Genomic DNA, 20,317 nt, shown 5'->3' on the forward strand with positions numbered 1-20,317 from the left:
CTCCGGCCCCCACCCCCGGGGCCTGGGTCCGGCGGGGGGGGTAATACTGCGCCGCCCCGGTTTTGTTAAACCCCGCCCCCCCGCCGGCCCGGGCCCCCCCCGCCCCGCCCGGCGGGGGGGCGCCCCTGTTCTCGTGCTCCTGTGCTCCTGTGCTCTGGCCGAGCGCCTTAGATGCGGACCTGGACGGCGCGCGCGAGGCGGTCGTGCAGGCCGCGTCCGTCCCGGTCCCAGATCAGCGCCGGGATGACCAGGGCGAGCAGGACCGTACGCAGGACGACCCGGCCGAAGCCGAGGCGGCCGCCGTCCTCCGCGACGACGCGCAGGCCCACCAGCCGCTTGCCGGGGGTGAAGCCCACGGTGCCGACGGTGAGGATGCTCAGCACCACGAAGAGCGCCAGCGTCCAGTTGCCGGTCGCGGTCGCGTTACCGTGCGTGATCAGCCCGAACGCGATCACCTGACAGCCGATCCAGTCGATGGCGAGAGCGCCGAGGCGGCGGCCGAAGCGCGCCACCGAGCCGGGCCCCTCCTGGGGCAGGCCGAGCCGCTCACCCCGGTAGCCGAAGTCGACGCCCATGTCCTCGGCGGCCGCGCGGGGGCCGGAGAGCCAGGATCCGATTGCCTGTCTGTTGTCCACCCGACCACGGTACCGGTGGTGTCCGACCGCGTTCCGACGGGACCCTGGTTAACTTGAGCGAAACAAATGGGTCATGCTTGAGAAATCCCGCCTGCTTATGGTCGGGTCAGCGTGCGGCACCGCACTGACGCACCACGAGCTATAAAGCCCGCCCTGCCCCGGGGCCGGGAGTAGGAGGAGTTGGATGTTCCAGAACGCCGACGAAGTGAAGCAGTACATCGAGGAGAACGACGTCAAGTTCGTCGACGTCCGCTTCTGCGACCTGCCTGGTGTGATGCAGCACTTCACCATCCCGGCTCGGGCGTTCGACCCGGCGGAGGAGCTCGCCTTCGACGGCTCCTCCATCCGCGGCTTCCAGGCGATCCACGAGTCCGACATGGCGCTGCGTGCCGACATCACCACCGCGCGCCTGGACCCGTTCCGCAAGGACAAGACGCTCAACATCAACTTCTTCATCCACGACCCGATCACGGGTGAGGCCTACAGCCGCGACCCGCGCAACATCGCGAAGAAGGCCGAGGCGTACCTCGCCTCCACCGGCATCGCCGACACCGCGTACTTCGGCCCCGAGGCCGAGTTCTACGTGTTCGACAGCGTGCGCTTCGCGACCTCCGCGAACGAGGGCTTCTACCACATCGACTCCGAGGCCGGCGCCTGGAACACCGGTTCCGAGGAGAACAACCGCGGCTACAAGGTCCGCTACAAGGGCGGCTACTTCCCGGTGGCCCCGGTCGACCACTTCGCCGACCTGCGCGCCGAGATCTCCCTCGAGCTGGACGCCCAGGGCCTCCAGGTCGAGCGCCAGCACCACGAGGTCGGCACCGGCGGCCAGGCCGAGATCAACTACAAGTTCAACACGCTGCTGGCCGCGGCCGACGACCTGATGCTCTTCAAGTACATCGTGAAGAACGTCGCCTGGCGCAACGGCAAGACCGCGACCTTCATGCCGAAGCCGATCTTCGGTGACAACGGCTCGGGCATGCACGTCCACCAGTCGCTGTGGGCCAACGGCGACCCGCTGTTCTACGACGAGGCCGGCTACGCGGGCCTGTCGGACACCGCCCGCTACTACATCGGCGGCATCCTCAAGCACGCCCCGTCGCTGCTCGCCTTCACCAACCCGACGGTGAACTCGTACCACCGCCTGGTCCCGGGCTTCGAGGCGCCGGTCAACATGGTGTACTCGCAGCGCAACCGCTCCGCCGCGATGCGCATCCCGATCACGGGCTCGAACCCGAAGGCCAAGCGCGTCGAGTTCCGCGCCCCGGACCCGTCCTCGAACCCGTACCTGGCGTTCGCGGCCCTCCTGCTCGCCGGCCTCGACGGCGTGAAGAACAAGATCGAGCCGATGGAGCCGATCGACAAGGACCTCTACGAGCTCTCGCCCGACGAGCACGCGAGCGTCCCGCAGGTCCCGACCAGCCTGGAGGACGTCCTCAAGGCCCTGGAGGCCGACCACGAGTACCTCCTGGCCGGCGGCGTCTTCACCCCGGACCTGATCGAGACCTGGATCGACTACAAGCGCACGCACGAGATCGCCCCGATCGCCCTGCGCCCGCACCCGCACGAGTTCGAGATGTACTTCGACATCTAAGAACCAGCGCACACAGCGGCCTCGCCACTCTCACCGGAGAGCGGCGAGGCCGCTGCGCTGTCCGGACCGGGGATGCCGTCGACGGCTCGGGAGCACGGACGGGAGGCGGGGTGGCCGTGCCGGGCGCCGGTCCCGGTCTCAGCGCAGGAGCGTCATGCCGGAGGTGAGTTCGCGGAGGCAGCGGACCGCGAGTTCCGCGGGGGAGCCGGGGCCCGTCACCGGGGCTTCCGTCGTCGACCAGAGTTCCAGGGCGATGCGGATGGCGTCCGTCGCGGCCGCCGCGAGCAGGCGTACGCCCAAGGGGTCGGCGGCCTCGCCGGCCAGCCGGGCGATCACCGGGACCAGGCGTTCCTCGGAGTCCTGGTTCACGCGGTACCAGACCGCGCGCAGCGCCTCGTCGGTGGCGGCGGCGCGGAGCAGGCCGCGGGTCACCTCCAGGCCCTCCTCGACCGTCCGGGAGTCGCTCAGGGAGCGGGTCACCGCGCGTTCCAGGGCCTCGTCGAGCGGGGTGCCGGGGTCCTCCTCGGCGAGCAGTGCGCGCCAGGCGTCGCCGCCGCCGGCCAGGAGCGGGCCGACGGCCTCCTGCTTGTTGCGGAAGTACCGGTAGAACGTGCGCAGCGCGACGCCTGCGCGGTGCGCGATGTCCTCGGCGGTGGTGCCGTCGGGGCCGTGTTCGGCGAAGAGTTCGCAGGCCGCGCGGGCGATGTCGAGCTGGGTGGCGGCCTTGCGGCGCTCGGTCAGCGACTGGGCTCCGGGGCCGGCCAGGGGAGAGTACGGACGAGGGGATCTCACGCGTGAAGCCTACCTTCCCGGTGCATCAAGAAGTGCGCATTCTGACACTCTGGCAAAACGTGTCACATGGACGGTACGCTCGCGCCATGAACCGTTACGAAGGACGTCGCGTCCTCATCACCGGCGGCGGCTCCGGCATCGGCCAGGCCACCGTCCACCGCATCCTCGCCGAAGGCGGCCGTGTCCACACCGTGGACGTCAACGAGGAAGGGCTGGGGGCCACGGCGGCGCAGGCCGCCGCCGACGGCCACGCGGACCGCCTCACCACCGCCGTCCTCGACATATCCGACGAGGCCGCCGTGCGGAGCGGTGTCGCCGCCGCCGTCCGGGGCCTCGGCGGGCTCGACGTGCTCGTCAACGCCGCCGGCATCCTGCGTTCCGCGCACACCCACCAGACCACGCTCGACTTCTGGAACAAGGTCATCGCGGTCAACCTCACCGGCACCTTCCTGGTGATCCGCGAATCGCTCCCGGCGCTGCTGGAGGGCGACCAGCCGGTCGTCGTGAACTTCAGCTCCACGTCGGCCTCCTTCGCCCACCCCTACATGTCCGCCTACGCGGCCAGCAAGGGCGGCATCCAGTCCATGACCCACGCCCTGGCCGCCGAGTACAGCAAGCAGGGCCTGCGCTTCGTCGCCGTCGCGCCCGGCTCCATCGAGAGCGGAATGACCACGGGCAACGGCCCGGGCCTGCCCGAGGACACCGACTGGAGCCTGTTCGCCAAGCTGGCCCCGGCCATCGGCCAGGGCTTCGCCGGCCCGCAGACGGTCGCCGGCGTCGTCGCCATGCTCGGTTCCGAGGACGGCGCCTTCATCACCGGTACGGAGATCCGCATCGACGGCGGCACGCACTTCTAGCCGCTACGCGCGAAAACGGTCCCACAGCCGGGGGAAGCGCTCCGCGAGCACGGCTTCGTTCTCGAAGTCCAGCGGGGTGCCCTCCGGCTCGGCCGCCTGCAGCGCGATGCCCAGATCCGGCGCCACCGCCCCCGTCAGCTGCTCGTACGCCTCGTCGGCCGCGTACCCCAGCTCCTCGCCGTCCCCGTCGATCTCCTCGTCGAACTCGTCCAGGAGCTCCGCGAGTCCGTCCGGATCGTGCACCCCGCCCTCGAACACCTCCCGGCCCTGGCCGATCAGCCAGCACCGGAAGTAGTCGAACGCGTCGTCGCTCGCCCCGTCGAGCAGCACCCACGCCGCACCCCACAGGTCCCACGTGTAAGCCCGGTTGTACCGGGACTCGAAGTGCCGGGCGAAGTCCAGGACGGAGTCCGGGTCGAGCTGCGCCAGCCGCTCCACGAGCAGCTCGGCGTGTTCCTCGGGGTCGCCTTCGGCGGCCTCGCGGGTACGGTCGACGATCTCCCAGAACTCCGTCTCGTCCATCACCGCTCCAGCATCACGGGTGCGCCCCCTCGCCGCCACCGCTCATACGGCCAAAGGCCGGTGTCCGACCCCCGGGGAAGGGGGCCGGACACCGGCCTTTCGTCTTGCCGCGTCCGAGCCTCAGAGGCCGTAGCGCTCGCGGGCTTCCTTTATGGCGGACGCCGGCACCTCGCCGCGGCGGGCGAGCTGGGCCAGCGCGGCCACCACGATGGACTGCGCGTCGACGCCGAAGTGGCGGCGGGCACCCTCGCGGGTGTCGGACAGGCCGAAGCCGTCCGTACCGAGCGAGGTCCAGTCCTGCTCCACCCACTGGCTGATCTGGTCCGGGACCTGGCGCATCCAGTCGGAGACGGCCAGTACCGGGCTCGTGACGCCCTCCAGCGCGCGCGTGACGTACGGGGTGCGCACCTCGCCGCGCAGCAGCGCCTCGTCGCACTCCAGCGCGTCGCGCCGCAGCTCGCCCCAGGAGGTGGCGGACCAGACGTCGGCGGCCACGTTCCAGTCGGCGGCGAGCAGCTGCTGCGCCTCCAGCACCCAGTGGATCGCCGTGCCCGAGGCCATCAGCTGGATCTTCGGGGCGTCGGCGGCCGGGGCGGACTCCAGCGAGGAGGCCTCGTTGAAGCGGTAGAGGCCGCGCAGGATGCCCTCTTCCACGCCCTCCGGCATGGCCGGCTGCACCTTCGGCTCGTTGTAGACCGTCAGGTAGTAGAAGACGTCCTCGGGCGTCTCGCCGTACATGCGGCGCAGACCGTCCTTGACGATCACCGCGATCTCGTACGCGAACGCCGGGTCGTAGTTGAGCGACGCCGGGTTCGTGGACGCGATCAGGTGCGAGTGGCCGTCCGCGTGCTGGAGGCCCTCACCGGTCAGGGTCGTGCGACCGGCGGTGGCGCCGACGATGAAGCCCTTGCCGAGCTGGTCGGCGAGCTGCCACATCTGGTCGGCGGTGCGCTGCCAGCCGAACATCGAGTAGAAGATGTAGAAGGGGATCATCGGCTCGCCGTGCGTCGCGTACGACGTGCAGGCGGCGATGAAGTCGGCCATGGCGCCGGCCTCGGTGATCCCCTCGTTGAGGATCTGGCCGTCCTTGGCTTCCTTGTAGTACATGAGCTGGTCGCGGTCGACCGGCTCGTACGTCTGGCCCAGCGGCGAGTAGATGCCGGCCGACGGGAAGAGGGACTCCATACCGAAGGTACGGGCCTCGTCGGGGACGATCGGCACCCAGCGCTTGCCGGTCTCCTTGTCCCGCATCAGGTCCTTGACGAGCCGGACGAAGGCCATGGTGGTGGCCATCTCCTGCTTGCCGGAGCCCTTGATCAGCGGGGCGAAGGAGCGGTCCGCCGGAGCCGGCAGGGCCACGTGCTTGACCTTGCGGGCCGGGGCCGGACCGCCGAGGGCCGCGCGGCGCTCGTTCAGGTACCGCACCTCGGGGCTGTCCGCGCCCGGGTGGCCGTACGGGACGACGCCGTCGGCGAAGGCGCTGTCCGGGATCGGGAGCCCGAGCAGATCGCGCATGCCCTTGAACTCGTCGATCGTCAGCTTCTTCATCTGGTGGTTCGCGTTCTTCGACTCGAACCCGGCGCCCAGCGTGTAGCCCTTGACGGTCTGCGCGAGGATGACCGTCGGCGCGCCCTTGTGCTCCAGGGCGGCCTTGTACGCGGCGTACACCTTGCGGGGCTCGTGGCCGCCGCGGGAGCTGTGGAAGCACTCGGCGATCTTCGCGTCGGAGAGCACGCCGGCCAGCTGCACGAGCTCGGCGTTGGCGCCGAAGAAGTGCTGGCGGATGTAGGCCACGTCGCGGGTCGCGTACGTCTGGAACTGCGCGTCCGGTACCTCGCGCAGGCGGCGTACCAGGGCGCCCGTGGTGTCGAGCTGGAACAGCTCGTCCCAGGCGGAGCCCCACAGCGACTTGATGACGTTCCAGCCGGCGCCGCGGAACTGGGCCTCCAGCTCCTGGACCACGCGGAAGTTGGCGCGGACCGGACCGTCGAGGCGCTGCAGGTTGCAGTTGATGACGAAGGTCAGGTTGTCGAGCTGCTCGCGGGAGGCGAGGGCCAGGGCGGCGGTCGACTCGGGCTCGTCCATCTCGCCGTCGCCCAGGAAGGCCCAGACGTGCGAGTTGGCGGTGTCCTTGATGCTGCGGTTCTGCAGGTAGCGGTTGAAGCGCGCCTGGTAGATCGCGGACAGCGGGCCGAGGCCCATGGAGACCGTCGGGAACTCCCACAGCCACGGCAGGCGCCGCGGGTGCGGGTAGGACGGCAGGCCGTTGCCGCCGGACTCCTGGCGGAAGTTGTCGAGCTGCTGCTCGGAGATGCGCCCGTCGAGGAAGGCGCGGGCGTAGATGCCGGGGGAGGCGTGGCCCTGGATGTAGAGCTGGTCGCCCGATCCGTCGGCCTCCTTCCCGCGGAAGAAGTGCTGGAAGCCGGTCTCGTAGAGCCAGGCCGCAGAGGCGAAGGTGGCGATGTGGCCGCCGACGCCGTACTTGGAGCCGCGGGTCACCATGGCGGCCGCGTTCCAGCGGTTCCATGCGGTGATCTTGGCTTCCATCTCCTCGTCACCCGGGAACTCGGGCTCGGCGGAGGTGGGGATGGTGTTGACGTAGTCCGTCTCCAGCAGCTTCGGCAGGGCGAGGCCGGCGGCCTCGGCGTGCTGGAGGGTGCGGCGGAGCAGGTATTCGGCGCGGCGCGTACCGGCGGCCTTGGCGACGGCGTCCAGGGAGGCCGCCCATTCGGCGGTCTCCTCGGTGTCGCGGTCCGGGAGCTGGTCGAGCTCGCTCGGAAGCTTTCCTACGGGGTCGGACATCGGTGTGCGCCGCCTTCCGGACAAAGGAGAGGTGGTGAAAAATCCCTGACGGGCAGGACAGGGTCGATGGGCCCGGTTGGGGTCCGTCGACGACTGTAAATCGCTGATCGATGATCGATCAAACGAATGTGACGTTGAAATGGCCATCCGGCCAAAAGTCGGCACCCGGTGCCATGAAATCAGGCACCCGGTGCCGGGTAAAACGGGGCAAACCAGCCCGTCAGGCGCGGGGTGCGCACCCCAGGACATGGCGCTTCACGAGCACTCCGATGTCCGGATCCTGACTGCGGAACGCCTCCACGAGGGCCGCGTGCTCCTCCGCGTACGACTTCTGGACGGTTCCCAGCCAGCGGATCGACAGGGCCGTGAAGACCTCGATGCCCAGGCTCTCCCAGGTGTGCAGCAGCACGCTGTTCCCCGCCGCCCGCACCAGCTCCCGGTGGAACCCGACGGTGTGCCGCACCTGCGCGGTCCCGTCCTCGGTCCGGTCGGCCTCCCACAGCGCCGCCACGTGCGGCTCCAGCGCCGAGCAGTCCGCCGCCAGCCGCGGGGCGGCCAGTTCGGCCGCGATCTGCTCCAGGCCCGCCCGGACCGGGTAGATCTCCTCCAGGTCGGCCGCCGACAGGTTCCGTACGCGCACGCCCTTGTTCGGCGCCGACTCGATGAGCCGCAGCGTCTCCAGCTCGCGCAGGGCCTCGCGCACGGGCGTCTGGCTGACCTCCAGCTCCACGGCGATCCGGCGCTCGACGATCCGCTCGCCGGGCTTCCAGCGGCCGCTGACGATCCCCTCCACGATGTGCTCGCGGATCTGCTCGCGCAGCGAGTGCACGACGGGTGGGGTGATCATCGGGGCTTCATCTCCTGTGGGGCCGCGCATCGCTTCGATGCGTAGACAATACGGCCGAGTAGGCCGCGGGGATGCGTTCCTGGTCAGGGCCGTTGGGTGAGGCTGGTTACAAGTCGCCCGGCCGGGGCCGGTCACCAGGCGCTGCGCCGGATCAGGCTCAGGGCCGTGACCGGACCCACCGACAGCCGGTACGCACCCGGTTCGGGCGGCGGGAACGCGACGCCGTAGCGGCCGCCGCCCAGGCTCCGCAGCGCGCGGGCCGCCGGGCGGCCGCCGTGGGCCGGGCGCAGCTCCGCCATGAGCAGCCGCTCGTCGTCGGGGGCCGTGACCGTGACCTCGTACGGAACCCCCGCGGGCAGTACGGACGGCACCCGCACCCCCAGTCCGGCGGCCGGGTCCGAGGCGTCCGGCTCCTGCGGGGGCAGGGGCTCGTCGCCCAGGAGGCCGCGCAGGGCCTCCCGTACGGCCCGGTTGTTCTGGAGCGAGCCGTGCTGCTCGTACGGGGTCCACCACGCGTACGGGGTCCGCGACCGCGTGACCCCGGCGGCCGCGCCGAGACGGGGGACCGTACCGTCGCCGTCGGCCTCCGGGAGGAGGACCAGGCGGTCCCCGGCGCGGCGCGCGGTCGTCGCCGTGGGCTGGCCCGTGCCGGCGATCGCGTACAGATCGGCCCGCGGCGGGGCGTCGCGCAGGTCGGCGTGGAAGCGGGCCGCGTCCGCCAGCAGAGCCTCGTCCACGCCCGGCAGCCCCGGCAGGTCGCGCGGGAGCGCGAGCCCGTCCGGGCCCTCCACGCAGGCGTAGTCGGGGGCCAGCTGGTGCAGGGACGGCAGGCTGCGGGCGAAGGCGCCGAGCTCCCGGTCCCCGTCCCGGCCGTCCCCGCCCTGCACCAGGTCGGCCAGGGCCCGCAGGGAGCCCCGGTGCGGGGTGCCGAGGGTGATCACGCGGCGGGTGATCCCGTCCCCGCCGAGGCGTTCCACGTAGTGCCGGGCCACCAGCCCGCCCATCCCGTGGCAGAGGAAGACCACCCGGGCCTCGCGGCGCTCGGGGGCCGAGGCCCGCCAGCGCTCCAGCTCCAGACCCAGCCGGTCCTTCAGCCGCCCGGCGTTGTAGCGGCAGGACAGCCGCCAGTCGTACGGGAACGTGAGGAGGTTGTCCGACACCGACAGGGTGAAATGGCGTTCCAGCCAGCGCAGCAGGTCCGTGTAGCCGTCCACCGGGTGCCAGATGCCCGGCAGGGCGTGCAGATCGGGCATCAGGCCGACGGGGACGACACCGTCGCCCGGATCGCCGTCGCCGATGTCCTTCGGGAGCCGCAGGGCGGGCACGGAGGCGCCGAAGTTCCGCAGGCCGCGTAAGAGGGCCGGGCCGGAGAGGTCCCAGACGGCTCTGCCCTCGGCGTCCGCGAGCCGGCTCCCCAGGATCCCCGGCAGTACCACGACGAGATCCGTCACCTGTGCCCGTGTCATACGCAGCCCCCCGAGATGTCGCACATGGACCCACCAGGGTATGACGACGGCGCCCCCGCCCGAAGTGGTTCCGGGCGGGGGCGCCGTACGCGTCACGCGTCGATGAGGCCTGGGCCTCAGAGGCCGAGCTCGACCTCGAACTCGCCGGCCTCGAGGATCGCCTTGACGGCCGAGAGGTACCGGGCCGCGTCCGCACCGTCCACCAGGCGGTGGTCGTAGGACAGGGTCAGGTACGTCATGTCGCGGACGCCGATGACGGTGCCCTCGGGGGTCTCGATGACCATCGGGCGCTTGACCGTGGCACCGATGCCCAGGATGGCGACCTGGTTCGGGGGCACGATGACGGTGTCGAACAGCGCACCGCGCGAACCGGTGTTGCTGATGGTGAAGGTCGCGCCCGACAGCTCGTCCGGCGTGATCTTGTTGCCGCGGACCTTGGCGGCCAGGTCGGCGGTGGCCTTGGAGATGCCCGCCAGGTTGAGGTCACCGGCACCCTTGATGACCGGGGTCATCAGGCCCTTCTCGGAGTCCACGGCGATGCCGATGTTCTCCGAGTCGAAGTAGGTGATGGTGCCCTCGTCGTCGTTGATCCGGGCGTTGACGACCGCGTGGGCCTTCAGTGCCTGGGCGGCGGCCTTGACGAAGAACGGCATCGGCGAGAGCTTGACGCCCTCGCGGGCCAGGAAGGAGCCCTTGGCCTGCTCGCGCAGCTTCATGATCTTGGTGATGTCCACCTCGACCACGGAGCTGAGCTGAGCCTGCGAGTGCAGGGCCTTCATCATGTTGTCGCCGATGACCTTGCGCATGCGGGTCATCTTGACGGTCTGACCGCGCAGCTCCGAGACGGCGGCGGCCGGAGCCTTGGCGGCCGGGGCGGCAGCGGCCGGAGCCGGGGCGGCAGCGGCGGCCTTGGCGGCCTCGGCGGCGGCCAGGACGTCCTGCTTGCGGATACGGCCACCGACACCGGTGCCCGAGACCGAGGACAGGTTGACGCCGGACTCCGAGGCGAGCTTGCGCACCAGCGGGGTCACGTACGCGCCCTCGTCACCGGCGGGGACCGCGGCGGCGGGAGCGGCGGCCGGAGCCGGGGTGACCGGAGCCGGAGCGGCGGCGGCCGGGGCGGCCACGACCGGAGCCGGAGCGGCGACCGGGGCCGGGGCGGCCACGGGGGCCGGAGCGGCGGCGGCAGGCGCGGCCGCGACCGGAGCCGGGGCGGCGGCCGGAGCCGGAGCGGCGGCCGGGGCGGCAGCGACCGGGGCCGGGGCGGCGGCCGGAGCGGCACCGGCGGCGCCGATGACGGCCAGGACGGCGCCGACCTCGGCGGTCTCGTCCTCGTTGATCCGGATCTCCAGCAGGGTGCCGGCGACCGGGGCGGGGATCTCGGTGTCGACCTTGTCCGTGGAGACCTCGAGCAGCGGCTCGTCGGCCTCGACGGACTCGCCGACCTGCTTCAGCCAGCGGGTGACGGTGCCCTCGGTGACGCTCTCGCCCAGGGCGGGGAGAACGACGTCCGTGCCGGAGGCGGCGGGCGCGGCGGCGGCGGCGGGGGCCTCGGCGACCGGGGCCGGAGCCGCGGGGGCCTCGGCGACCGGAGCCGGAGCGGCGGCCGGAACCTCGGCGACGACCGTCTCGGCCTCGGCGGCAGCCGGCGCGCCGGAGCCGTCGTCGATGACGGCCAGCTCGGCGCCGACCTCGACCGTCTCGTCCTCGGCGACCTTGATGGAGGCCAGGATGCCCGAGACGGGCGACGGGATCTCGGTGTCGACCTTGTCGGTCGAGACCTCGAGCAGCGGCTCGTCGGCCTCGACGCGCTCGCCCTCGGCCTTCAGCCAGCGGGTGACAGTTCCCTCGGTGACGCTCTCGCCGAGCGCCGGAAGGGTTACGGAAACCGACATGGTTTCAGTTGCTCCTTACGAAAGTGCGGAAGTGGTCGTCGCGCCCGTGACTGTGGATTAGTCGTGGGAGTGAAGCGGCTTGCCGGCCAGGGCCAGGTGGGCCTCGCCGAGCGCTTCGTTCTGGGTCGGGTGCGCGTGGATGAGCTGCGCGACCTCGGCCGGCAGAGCTTCCCAGTTGTAGATCAGCTGGGCCTCGCCGACCTGCTCGCCCATCCGGTCACCGACCATGTGGACGCCGACCACGGCACCGTCCTTGACCTGGACGAGCTTGATCTCGCCCGCGGTCTTGAGGATCTTGCTCTTGCCGTTGCCCGCCAGGTTGTACTTCAGGGCCACGACCTTGTCCGCGCCGTAGATCTCCTTGGCCTTGGCCTCGGTGATGCCGACCGAGGCGACCTCGGGGTGGCAGTACGTGACGCGCGGAACACCGTCGTAGTCGATCGGGACGGTCTTCAGACCGGCCAGACGCTCCGCGACGAGGATGCCCTCGGCGAAGCCGACGTGCGCCAGCTGCAGGGTCGGGACGAGGTCGCCGACCGCGGAGATCGTCGGCACGTTGGTCTGCATGTACTCGTCGACCAGGACGTAGCCGCGGTCCATCGCGACGCCCTGCTCCTCGTAGCCCAGGCCCTGGGAGACCGGGCCGCGGCCGACGGCGACCAGCAGCACCTCGGCCTCGAAGGTCTTGCCGTCCGCGAGGGTGACCCGTACGCCGTTCTCGGTGTACTCGGCCTTGTCGAAGAAGGTGCCCAGGTTGAACTTGATGCCGCGCTTGCGGAACGCGCGCTCCAGCAGCTTCGAGCTGTTCTCGTCCTCGACCGGGACGAGGTGCTTGAGGCCCTCGATCACGGTGATGTCGGAGCCGAAGGACTTCCACGCCGAGGCGAACTCGACGCCGATGACGCCGCCGCCCAGGACGATCGCCGACTCGGGGACGCGGTCCAGGACCAGCGCGTGGTCCGAGGAGATGATGCGGTTGCCGTCGATCTGCAGGCCCGGCAGCGACTTCGGCACGGAGCCGGTCGCCAGCAGGACGTGGCGGCCCTGGATGCGCTGGCCGTTCACGTCGACGGAGGTCGGCGAGGAAAGGCGGCCCTCACCCTCGATGTACGTCACCTTGCGGGAGGCGACCAGGCCCTGCAGGCCCTTGTACAGGCCCGAGATGACCTCGTCCTTGTACTTCTGCACACCCGCGATGTCGATGCCCTCGAAGGTGGCCTTCACGCCGAACTGGGCGGCTTCGCGCGCCTGGTCCGCGATCTCGCCCGCGTGGAGCAGTGCCTTCGTCGGGATGCAGCCGTTGTGCAGGCAGGTGCCGCCGAGCTTGTTCTTCTCGATCAGGGCAACGTCCAGACCCAGCTGGGATGCGCGCAGAGCCGCGGCGTAACCGCCACTGCCACCGCCGAGGATCACTAGGTCGAAAACGGTGCTGGCGTCGTTCGCCACGTCACGTCCTCCATGCATGTGCGCCGGGCACCGGTCCTCTGTGACCGGGCGGCGGCTGGTAATCGGCCGCTAGTTGTTCGGCCCTGTGGTGGGGGCCCTGTCCTGCCGAGAACCCATCTTCGCATTTGTCGGGGGAACGCGGGACGCCGGGCCCATGATGTGGCAGGTCGTTCTGCCCGAAGTAAGGGTTACCAGTGCGTAGAAACCTACGGATTTCGTTGTCAGTGAACACGCCTCAAGCCTTGATCGAGTGGCCGATCAAGGCTTGAGACATGTCACATGCGGGGTTGCGGGGCTACGCCCCGGCGCCCTCCGGGCCGGGTCAGCCCAGGTCGCCGGTGGCGGTGCGCTCGGCCAGCCGCACCAGGGTGCGCACGGCGGAGCCCGTGCCGCCCTTGGGGGTGTAGCCGTACGGGGCGCCCTCGTGGAAGGCCGGGCCCGCGATGTCGAGGTGGGCCCAGGTGATGCCCTCGCCGACGAACTCCTGCAGGAAGAGGCCGGCCACCAGGCCGCCGCCCATGCGGACACCCATGTTCGCGATGTCGGCGGTGGGGGAGTCCATGGTCTTGCGCAGGTCGGCGGGGAGCGGCATCGGCCAGGAGGCCTCGCCGACCTCCTCGGCGATCTCGTGGATCGAGGTGCGGAAGGCGTCGTCGTTGGCCATGATCCCGAAGGTCCGGTCGCCGAGCGCCAGCACCATGGCGCCGGTCAGGGTCGCGACGTCGACGATCGCGTCCGGGTTCTCCTCGGAGGCCTTCGTCAGGGCGTCGCCCAGGACCAGGCGGCCCTCGGCGTCGGTGTTCAGGACCTCGACGGTCTTGCCGCTGTACATGCGCAGCACGTCGCCGGGGCGGGTGGCGGAGCCGGAGGGCATGTTCTCGGCGAGCGCGAGCCAGCCGGTGACGTTGACCGGGAGGCCCAGCTTGGCCACGGCCACGACGGAGGCGAACACGGCGGCGGCGCCGGACATGTCGCACTTCATCGTCTCGTTGTGGCCGGCCGGCTTCAGCGAGATGCCGCCCGAGTCGTAGGTGATGCCCTTGCCGACGAAGGCGAGGTGCTTCTCCGCGTCGGGGTGGGTGTAGGCGATCTTCACCAGGCGCGGCGGGTTCTCGGAGCCCTTGCCGACGCCCATGATGCCGCCGTAGCCGCCCTTGGTGAGCGCCTTCTCGTCCAGGACCTGGACCTTGATCCCGTGCTCCTTGGCGGTCGCGGACGCGACGGCGGCGAAGGCCTCGGGGGTGAGGTCGTTCGGCGGGGTGTTGATCAGGTCGCGGGCGATGTTGACCTCGGTCGCGACGACCGAGGCGCGCTCGACGGCGGCCTTGTGGGCCTTGTCGCGCGGCTTGGCGCCCAGCAGGACCACCTCGGCGAGCGGCTGCTTCGGGCCGTCGTTCTTGCCGGCCTTCTTCTCGCCGCCCTGGTAGGCGGTGAAGGCGTACGCGCCCAGCAGCGCGCCCTCGGCGACGGCCGTGACGGCGGAGGCGTCCTCCAGCGGGAGGGCGAAGGCGGCCTTCTTGGTGCCGTGGAGCGCACGGGCGGCCGCGCCGGCGGCGCGGCGCAGGGCCTCCTCGTCGTACGACTCGTCCTTCTCGGGGACCGAGCCGAGTCCGACCGCCAGCACGACCGGGACCTTCAGGCCGTCCGGCGCCGGCAGCTTGGTGGTCTCGCCTTCGGCGCCCGAGGCGCCGAGTGCGTCGAGCACGGCGGCGAGCTTTCCGTCGTACGCCTTGTCCACGGCCTCGGCGCCCGCGGCGACGACCGGGCCCTTGGGGCCCTTCGCCACGCCGACCACGAGGGCGTCGGCGCGCAGCGTCGCCGCGCCGGCAGTGCTGAGAGTCAGAGCAGTCACGGTGGTGAAGTCTCGCTTCCGTTTGTGTTGTGGGCCGAGTGGGTGGCCGGCCATCCGCAGCGATCGTATTCCGGCCCGACGGCCGCCAGAAATGAGCCTACGCGTACCGGCTGGTCCGCACGGCACTCGAAGGTTTGGCAAGTTGTTCGATCGAGACGCCGGGAGATTCACCCATCCGTGGTTTCCGCACCAGGTTTGCCCCTCAGACCTGACGAGGTCCGAGAGACTCGACCCACTCTCGCAAGGGGACGCGGGGTCCCTTTGCATGATTTCCACAGAGCCTCCTCGGCCCGGCTGACCGCCATGGGGCCGTAGTCGAGTGATGCCTGCGGGGGGAAAGGCCGAAATGGTCAACAAGAACCGGATGAACAGGGCTGCCGCCGCAATGGGGGTGGCAGCGCTGATGTCCGTGGCACTGCCGGCCGCGACCGCGCACGCGGCCGTGACACCACCGCGCATCGACCTGAAGGTGCTCGTCGTCGACGACGGCGGCAGCTCGGTCGACGCCATCACCGCGGAGCTCCGGGACACCGGAGTGCCGTACACCCGGGTCCTCCTGGGCAGCGCCGGGCGCCCGGTGATCAACGCCGGGTTCCTCTCCGACACCGTCGACGGACGGCCGCGCGCCAAGTACCAGGGCGTCGTGCTGCCGAACGAGAACCCGTTCGGCGAGGGCTCGGCCGAGATGGCCGCGCTCAGCGCCTACGAGACCACGTACGGCATCCGCCAGGTCGACGCCTACACCTGGGCCCACCCGGGCGTCGGCCTCGAGTACACCGACAACGGCGGCTACAGCGGGCAGCTCGACGGCACGCAGGCCGCCGTCACCGCCGCCGGCAAGGCCGGCCCCTTCAACTACCTCGGCGGCCAGGTCGCCTTCGAGGACAACTCCGCCCTGGTCCCGGAGAGCTACGGGTTCATGGGCAAGCCGCGGGCCGGCTACACCAGCTACCTCGACGCACCGGTCGCCGGCGGACGGGCCTCGCTCGTCGGCGAGTACGCCCACGACGGGCGCAGCGAACTCGTCGTCACCTTCGGCTACAACCAGTACCAGCAGCAGTTCCGGCTGCTCGCCCGCGGCATCGTCGACTGGCTCACCCAGGGGATCCACCTCGGCCAGGAGCGCAACTACTTCGCGGTCCACGTCGACGACGTCTTCGCCCCGGACGCCCGCTGGAGCAAGGAGCTCAACTGCACGCCCGGCGACTACGCCTGCCCGGGCGGCGAGGGCAAGGAGAGCACGATCCGGATGAGCGCCGCCGACGCCCAGTACGCGGCGCAGTGGCAGACGAGCAAGAACTTCAAGCTCGACCTCCTCTTCAACGCCGGCGCCGGCGAGGAGTGGAAGACCGAGAACGGCGGGACCGACGCCCTCACGGCGCAACTGGTCGCGGACCGGGCCAAGTACCGCTGGATGAACCACACCTACACCCACCCCTTCCTCGGCTGCGTCCAGGACACCGCCGTCGTCCCGTGGACCTGCACGAAGAACGCGGCGGGCGCCGTCAACTGGATGAGCCGGGCCGACATCTCCGCCCAGATCCGCGACAACAACAACTGGGCCGCCGCCAAGGGCATCACCACCGACCGCACCGAGCTCGTCACCGGCGAGCACTCCGGCCTCAAGACCCTGCCGCAGCAGGCCCAGGACAACCCCAACCTGGCGGGAGCCCTCGCAGACAACGGGGTCAAGTGGGCCGGCAGCGACAGCTCGCGCGAGCCCGCGCAGCGCGCCGTCGGCGCCGCCCTGACCGTCCCGCGCTACCCGATGAACGTGTACTACAACACGGGCACCAACGCGGAGATGGCCGACGAGTACAACTGGATCTACACCAGCCGCGCCCAGGGCGGCAGCGGCACCTGCGAGGACAACCCGGCGACCTCCACCTGCCTGCCGGCCCCGCTGAACACCGCCACCGGCTACCTCGACTACATCGTCCCGACCGAGGCGCGCACCGCCCTGCGCCACGTCCTGGCCAACGACCCGCGTCCGCACTACGTCCACCAGTCCAACCTCGCCGAGGACCGCACCCTCTACCCGGTGCTCAACCAGGTCCTCGACACCTACCGCGCGCTCTACGCGCCCAGCGCCCCGATCGTGAACCAGAGCATGAAGGACACCGGAGTCGAGCTCAGCCGCCGGGCCGCCTGGGACAAGGCCGTCGCCAACAACCAGGTGACCGCCTACCGCATCGGCAAGGACGTCACCGTCAAGGCGCCCTCCGGAGTCGTCGCCCCGGTGACCGCTCCCACGGGCACCAAGAAGCAGCTCCTGCTGGGCACCGCCGACTTCGGCACCGCCTACGCGGGCAGCCGCTCGGCCTGGACCGCACCCGAGCTGATGCAGAACGCGGTCACCCTCAAGCTGCCCAGCTGACCACTGCCCGGCCCACACCGCCCGGCTCCGTCATCCGGCACCACCCGGCGCCGGCGCTCCGCACACGGGCGCCGGCCCCTTTTTCCGTCCTGGGGGGACACAGCACATGAGTCATGGGCGTCACGTCACCATGCTCACCGAAGGCACCTATCCGCACGTCCACGGGGGAGTCAGCACCTGGTGCGACCAACTGGTCCGCGGGATGCCGGAGGTCGACTTCAACGTCATAGCCCTGACCGGCTCCGGACGTGAACCGGTCACGTGGGAGCTGCCCCGCAACGTGTACCGGCACACCGCCGTCCCGCTCTGGGGACCGGTGCCCGGCCGCGGCCGCCGCCCGGCCCTGCGGGGCAAGGCGCACCGCCGGTTCACGGCAGCGTACGAAACCTTCCTGCTCTCCCTGCTCGACCCTCCCCCGGCCACCGCCGGGGGCGCCCCCGACCGCGGCGGCTTCTCCGAAGCCCTGCACGAACTCGCCGTCCTCGCCCGGGCCGGCCGCCTCGCCGCGGCACTGCGCTCCGAAACGGTCCTGCGCCTGCTGATGGCCGTGTGGACCCGGCCCGGCTTCCTCACCGCCGCCGCCGAGCCCACCATCCACGACGCGCTCACCGCCACCGACCTGATCGAGCACGCGCTGCGGCCGCTTTCCGTACGGATCCCGCCCGACAGCGTCGCGCACGCGGTCAGCAGCGGTCTCGCCACCCTCCCGGCCCTCGCCGCCAAGTACCTCGACAAAGTGCCCTTCCTCCTCACCGAGCACGGCATCTACCTGCGCGAGCGCTACCTCGGCTACCGCACCGCGCAGCAGCGCTGGCCCGTCAAGGCCCTGCTGCTCGGCTTCTACCGCGAGCTCAACACGGAGGGCTACCGGCAGGCCGACCTCATCACCCCGTGCAACCAGTACAACCGCCGCTGGGAGGAGCGCGGCGGCGCCGCCCCCGACCGCATCCGCACGGTCTACAACGGCGTCGACCCGTACGCCTTCCCCGACGCCGGACCCGAACCCGAGGTGCCCACCCTCAGCTGGTGCGGGCGCATCGACCCGATCAAGGACCTCGAAACCCTCATCCGGGCCTACGCGTTCATGCGCGAGGAGCTGCCGGCCCTCAGGCTGCGCCTGTTCGGCCCGGTCCCGGCCGGCTGCGAGGAGTACAAGGTGCGCCTGGAGGCGCTCGGCGCCGAACTGGGCGTGGCCGACGGGATCTCGTACGAGGGCCGCGTCCAGCAGGTCGCGCGGGCCTACGCGGCGGGCAGCGTCGTCATGCTCTCCAGCATCAGCGAGGGTTTCCCCTTCAGCATCATCGAGGCCATGTCCTGCGGCCGCACCACCGTCTCCACCGACGTCGGCGGGGTGCGCGAGGCCGTCGGCGACACCGGGCTCGTGGTCCCGCCGCGCGAACCGGAGACCATGGCCCGCGCCACCCTCGCCCTGCTCCGCGACGACGAACGCCGGGCCGAGCTGGGCCGCCGCTCCCGCAAACGGGTCGTCGAGAAGTTCACGCTCCACCAGTCCGTGGACGGCTTCCGGCACATCTACCGCGAACTCGCCGGCCAGCCCGTCCTTCCCGTCCACGCGGGCGACGACTGGACGCAGCGGCTCGCCGACCCCTGGTACCGGGAGCTCGCAGCCGACGGGAGCCTGTGGTGAGCGGATCCCTCTGGCTGCGCGTACCCGGCGGGGACACCCTCCCCGCCATCCCCCGGCCCCGCCACGCCCGGCCGGGGGAGCCCGGCCCGGCAGGCGACCCGATGGACCAACTCGCCGAACGCCTCGACGGGTTGATCGCGGCGGCCGTACACCCGGACGAGATCGCCGCCGTCCTCGAATCCGACGGGATGACCGACGAGCACATCCGGCTCACCTACGGCCGCCACGACTCCTTCGGCCTGGCCGAGGAGCTCTACGCCCGGGTGCCCCGGGCCTTCCCGGAACCGGAGCACGTCCCCGACCCCTGGAAGGTCTCCCTCACCGCCTGCCTGCTGCGCGGGTTCGTCTTCGCGCTGCCCGGCCTCGCCTACGTCCTGGGCGCTCCCCTGCTGGAGGGCCCCAAGGACCGGCTCGGGCTCCCCGCCGGGACGCTGACCCTGCTCGCCGGGGCGCTCATCGGCTGGGTGTGGGACCAGACCCTGTCCCACCGCGCCTACACCTGGCTGGGCCTCGGCGACCGGGCCGCGGCCGGGCGGACCCTGCTCGTCGGGGCCCCCGTCGGGGCCCTGCTCGGCATCGCCGCCGCCCTGACCGTGCCCGGCGGGCCGCCGTTCAGCTACGCGTTCGCCGCCGGCCAGGCCCTGTACGTCGGCGCGGCCACCGTGCTGCTGGTCCTCGGCCGGGAGCGGGTGCTGCTCGCCGCGCTCGGGCCGATGGCCGCGGGGGCGCTGCTCGCGCTCTTCACCGACCTGCCCGTGCCCGTACGGGTGGGGCTGCTGGCGGTGTCCCTGCTGGCCGCCTGCACCCTCGCCGTACGGGAGCTGCCGGTGGCCCGGGGCGTACGGGCCGGCCTGCGCCGGATCCGGGGCTGGGCCGGCCACCGGCCCGGCGAGGGTCCCGTGCGCTGGCGGATGCTGCGCGGCGCCGAGGAGGACCACGGCCCGCGCGGACCCCGGATCGGGGACTCGGTGCCGTACGGGATGTTCGGCCTCGGCACCGGCCTGCTGGTGCTGTACGCCGCCCTGGGGGAGGTGCTCGCCGGGGGGCCCGCCGAGGCCGTCGCCGCCCCCTCGGCGGTGGCGCTCACCCTCAGCATGGGTCCCGCCGAATGGCTGCTGCACCGGTTCCGCAGCGGGAGCCTGGCCGGTCTGCGGGCGGCCCGCTCGCCCCGGCAGTTCTGGCTGCGGATGCTCGGCACGCTGGGCCGCTGCCTCGCCGCGTACCTGGCGGTGCTGCTGGCCCTGGGGCTGGCCGGCACCCTGCTCTGGCCGGGCGCCCCCGGCCTGACCGGGATCAGGGCCTCGACCCTGCTGCTGCTCGGCGCCGTGATGTGGACCGGGCTGCTGCTCCAGTCCTTCGGGGCGGTCCGGCCCGCCGCCGTGGTCTGTGCCTCGGCGGCGCTCGCCCAGAGCCTGGCGCTGCTGCTGGGGGTGGGGCAGCCGCGGCTGGTCCAGCTCGTGGTGGCGGGCGCGGCGGCGGCCGTGCTGGGCGCGCTCGTCTGCCTGCTGCTGGGGCGCGCGACGGCCCACCGCTGAGCAGATCACCTCACCCGTACCCCGTGACCCCCGTACAAGAAGGAAGAAG

Annotated in this window: 14 protein-coding genes; 5 read left to right on the plus strand and 9 right to left on the minus strand. The window is 71.5% G+C overall.

The window, feature by feature from the left end; translation table 11 throughout:
* Positions 1-167: 167 nt before the first annotated feature.
* Entirely contained in the window at positions 168-635 is a 468-nt protein-coding gene (locus ACFY1T_RS06855) for an RDD family protein (RefSeq protein WP_390787277.1), read from the minus strand.
* A 184-nt stretch (positions 636-819) separates the two neighbouring features.
* Here ACFY1T_RS06855 and glnA point away from each other — a divergent pair, with 184 nt between their 5' ends.
* Complete coding sequence (glnA, locus tag ACFY1T_RS06860) at positions 820-2,229, plus strand: type I glutamate--ammonia ligase (RefSeq protein WP_030863412.1); 1,410 nt, start codon at positions 820-822, stop codon at positions 2,227-2,229.
* A 138-nt stretch (positions 2,230-2,367) separates the two neighbouring features.
* On the opposite strand, the gene ACFY1T_RS06865 is transcribed toward glnA, so the two are convergent.
* Complete coding sequence (locus ACFY1T_RS06865; protein WP_390787278.1) at positions 2,368-3,021, minus strand: TetR family transcriptional regulator; 654 nt, start codon at positions 3,019-3,021, stop codon at positions 2,368-2,370.
* Between the two features lie 86 nt (positions 3,022-3,107).
* On the opposite strand from ACFY1T_RS06865, the gene ACFY1T_RS06870 reads away from it, so the two are divergent.
* Positions 3,108-3,878 (plus strand): SDR family NAD(P)-dependent oxidoreductase, encoded by a 771-nt coding sequence (locus tag ACFY1T_RS06870; protein WP_390787279.1) that lies wholly within the window; start codon positions 3,108-3,110, stop codon positions 3,876-3,878.
* Positions 3,879-3,881: 3 nt separating this feature from the next.
* Here ACFY1T_RS06870 and ACFY1T_RS06875 read toward each other — a convergent pair whose 3' ends face one another.
* From ACFY1T_RS06875 to ACFY1T_RS06905, 7 genes are all read right to left on the minus strand, one after another.
* Positions 3,882-4,400, minus strand: a complete 519-nt coding sequence (locus ACFY1T_RS06875) for a DUF4240 domain-containing protein (protein ID WP_030863420.1) — start codon at positions 4,398-4,400, stop codon at positions 3,882-3,884.
* Between the two features lie 120 nt (positions 4,401-4,520).
* Positions 4,521-7,202: a pyruvate dehydrogenase (acetyl-transferring), homodimeric type gene (gene aceE / locus ACFY1T_RS06880; RefSeq protein ID WP_390787280.1), complete on the minus strand. Its 2,682-nt coding sequence runs from the start codon at positions 7,200-7,202 to the stop codon at positions 4,521-4,523.
* 220 nt (positions 7,203-7,422) lie between these two features.
* A complete protein-coding gene (locus tag ACFY1T_RS06885; protein WP_030156168.1) occupies positions 7,423-8,046 on the minus strand; it encodes a GntR family transcriptional regulator in 624 nt (207 codons plus the stop codon).
* A gap of 134 nt (positions 8,047-8,180) precedes the next feature.
* Positions 8,181-9,515 carry an esterase/lipase family protein gene (locus tag ACFY1T_RS06890; protein WP_390787281.1) on the minus strand — a complete coding sequence of 445 codons (1,335 nt, stop codon included), beginning with the start codon at positions 9,513-9,515 and terminating at the stop codon, positions 8,181-8,183.
* A gap of 116 nt (positions 9,516-9,631) precedes the next feature.
* A complete protein-coding gene (gene sucB / locus ACFY1T_RS06895; protein ID WP_390787282.1) occupies positions 9,632-11,410 on the minus strand; it encodes a 2-oxoglutarate dehydrogenase, E2 component, dihydrolipoamide succinyltransferase in 1,779 nt (592 codons plus the stop codon).
* A 57-nt stretch (positions 11,411-11,467) separates the two neighbouring features.
* On the minus strand, positions 11,468-12,856 hold the full coding sequence (gene lpdA / locus ACFY1T_RS06900; RefSeq protein ID WP_030863427.1) for a dihydrolipoyl dehydrogenase: 1,389 nt from the start codon (positions 12,854-12,856) through the stop codon (positions 11,468-11,470).
* A 322-nt stretch (positions 12,857-13,178) separates the two neighbouring features.
* On the minus strand, positions 13,179-14,708 hold the full coding sequence (locus tag ACFY1T_RS06905) for a leucyl aminopeptidase (RefSeq protein WP_390787283.1): 1,530 nt from the start codon (positions 14,706-14,708) through the stop codon (positions 13,179-13,181).
* Between the two features lie 346 nt (positions 14,709-15,054).
* Between ACFY1T_RS06905 and ACFY1T_RS06910 the strand changes: the two genes are divergently transcribed.
* From ACFY1T_RS06910 to ACFY1T_RS06920, 3 genes are all read left to right on the plus strand, one after another.
* Complete coding sequence (locus tag ACFY1T_RS06910) at positions 15,055-17,085, plus strand: hypothetical protein (RefSeq protein WP_390787284.1); 2,031 nt, start codon at positions 15,055-15,057, stop codon at positions 17,083-17,085.
* 106 nt (positions 17,086-17,191) lie between these two features.
* Complete coding sequence (pelF, locus tag ACFY1T_RS06915) at positions 17,192-18,733, plus strand: GT4 family glycosyltransferase PelF (protein WP_390787285.1); 1,542 nt, start codon at positions 17,192-17,194, stop codon at positions 18,731-18,733.
* Positions 18,730-20,268: a hypothetical protein gene (locus ACFY1T_RS06920; RefSeq protein ID WP_390787286.1), complete on the plus strand. Its 1,539-nt coding sequence runs from the start codon at positions 18,730-18,732 to the stop codon at positions 20,266-20,268. The genes pelF and ACFY1T_RS06920 overlap by 4 nt, the downstream gene beginning before the upstream one ends.
* The last annotated feature ends 49 nt before the right edge of the window (positions 20,269-20,317 follow it).

The organism is Streptomyces sp. NPDC001194 (assembly GCF_042896985.1).
Taxonomy (GTDB): Bacteria; Actinomycetota; Actinomycetes; order Streptomycetales; family Streptomycetaceae; genus Streptomyces.

Bases quoted from the DNA above. Each gene is read 5' to 3' on its own strand.
- glnA (WP_030863412.1), top strand. From the start codon at position 820: ATGTTCCAGAACGCCGACGAAGTGAAGCAGTACATCGAGGAGAACGAC.
- ACFY1T_RS06870 (WP_390787279.1), top strand. From the start codon at position 3,108: ATGAACCGTTACGAAGGACGTCGCGTCCTCATCACCGGCGGCGGCTCC.
- ACFY1T_RS06875 (WP_030863420.1), bottom strand. From the start codon at position 4,400: ATGGACGAGACGGAGTTCTGGGAGATCGTCGACCGTACCCGCGAGGCC.
- aceE (WP_390787280.1), bottom strand. From the start codon at position 7,202: ATGTCCGACCCCGTAGGAAAGCTTCCGAGCGAGCTCGACCAGCTCCCG.
- ACFY1T_RS06890 (WP_390787281.1), bottom strand. From the start codon at position 9,515: ATGACACGGGCACAGGTGACGGATCTCGTCGTGGTACTGCCGGGGATC.
- sucB (WP_390787282.1), bottom strand. From the start codon at position 11,410: ATGTCGGTTTCCGTAACCCTTCCGGCGCTCGGCGAGAGCGTCACCGAG.
- ACFY1T_RS06910 (WP_390787284.1), top strand. From the start codon at position 15,055: ATGGTCAACAAGAACCGGATGAACAGGGCTGCCGCCGCAATGGGGGTG.
- pelF (WP_390787285.1), top strand. From the start codon at position 17,192: ATGAGTCATGGGCGTCACGTCACCATGCTCACCGAAGGCACCTATCCG.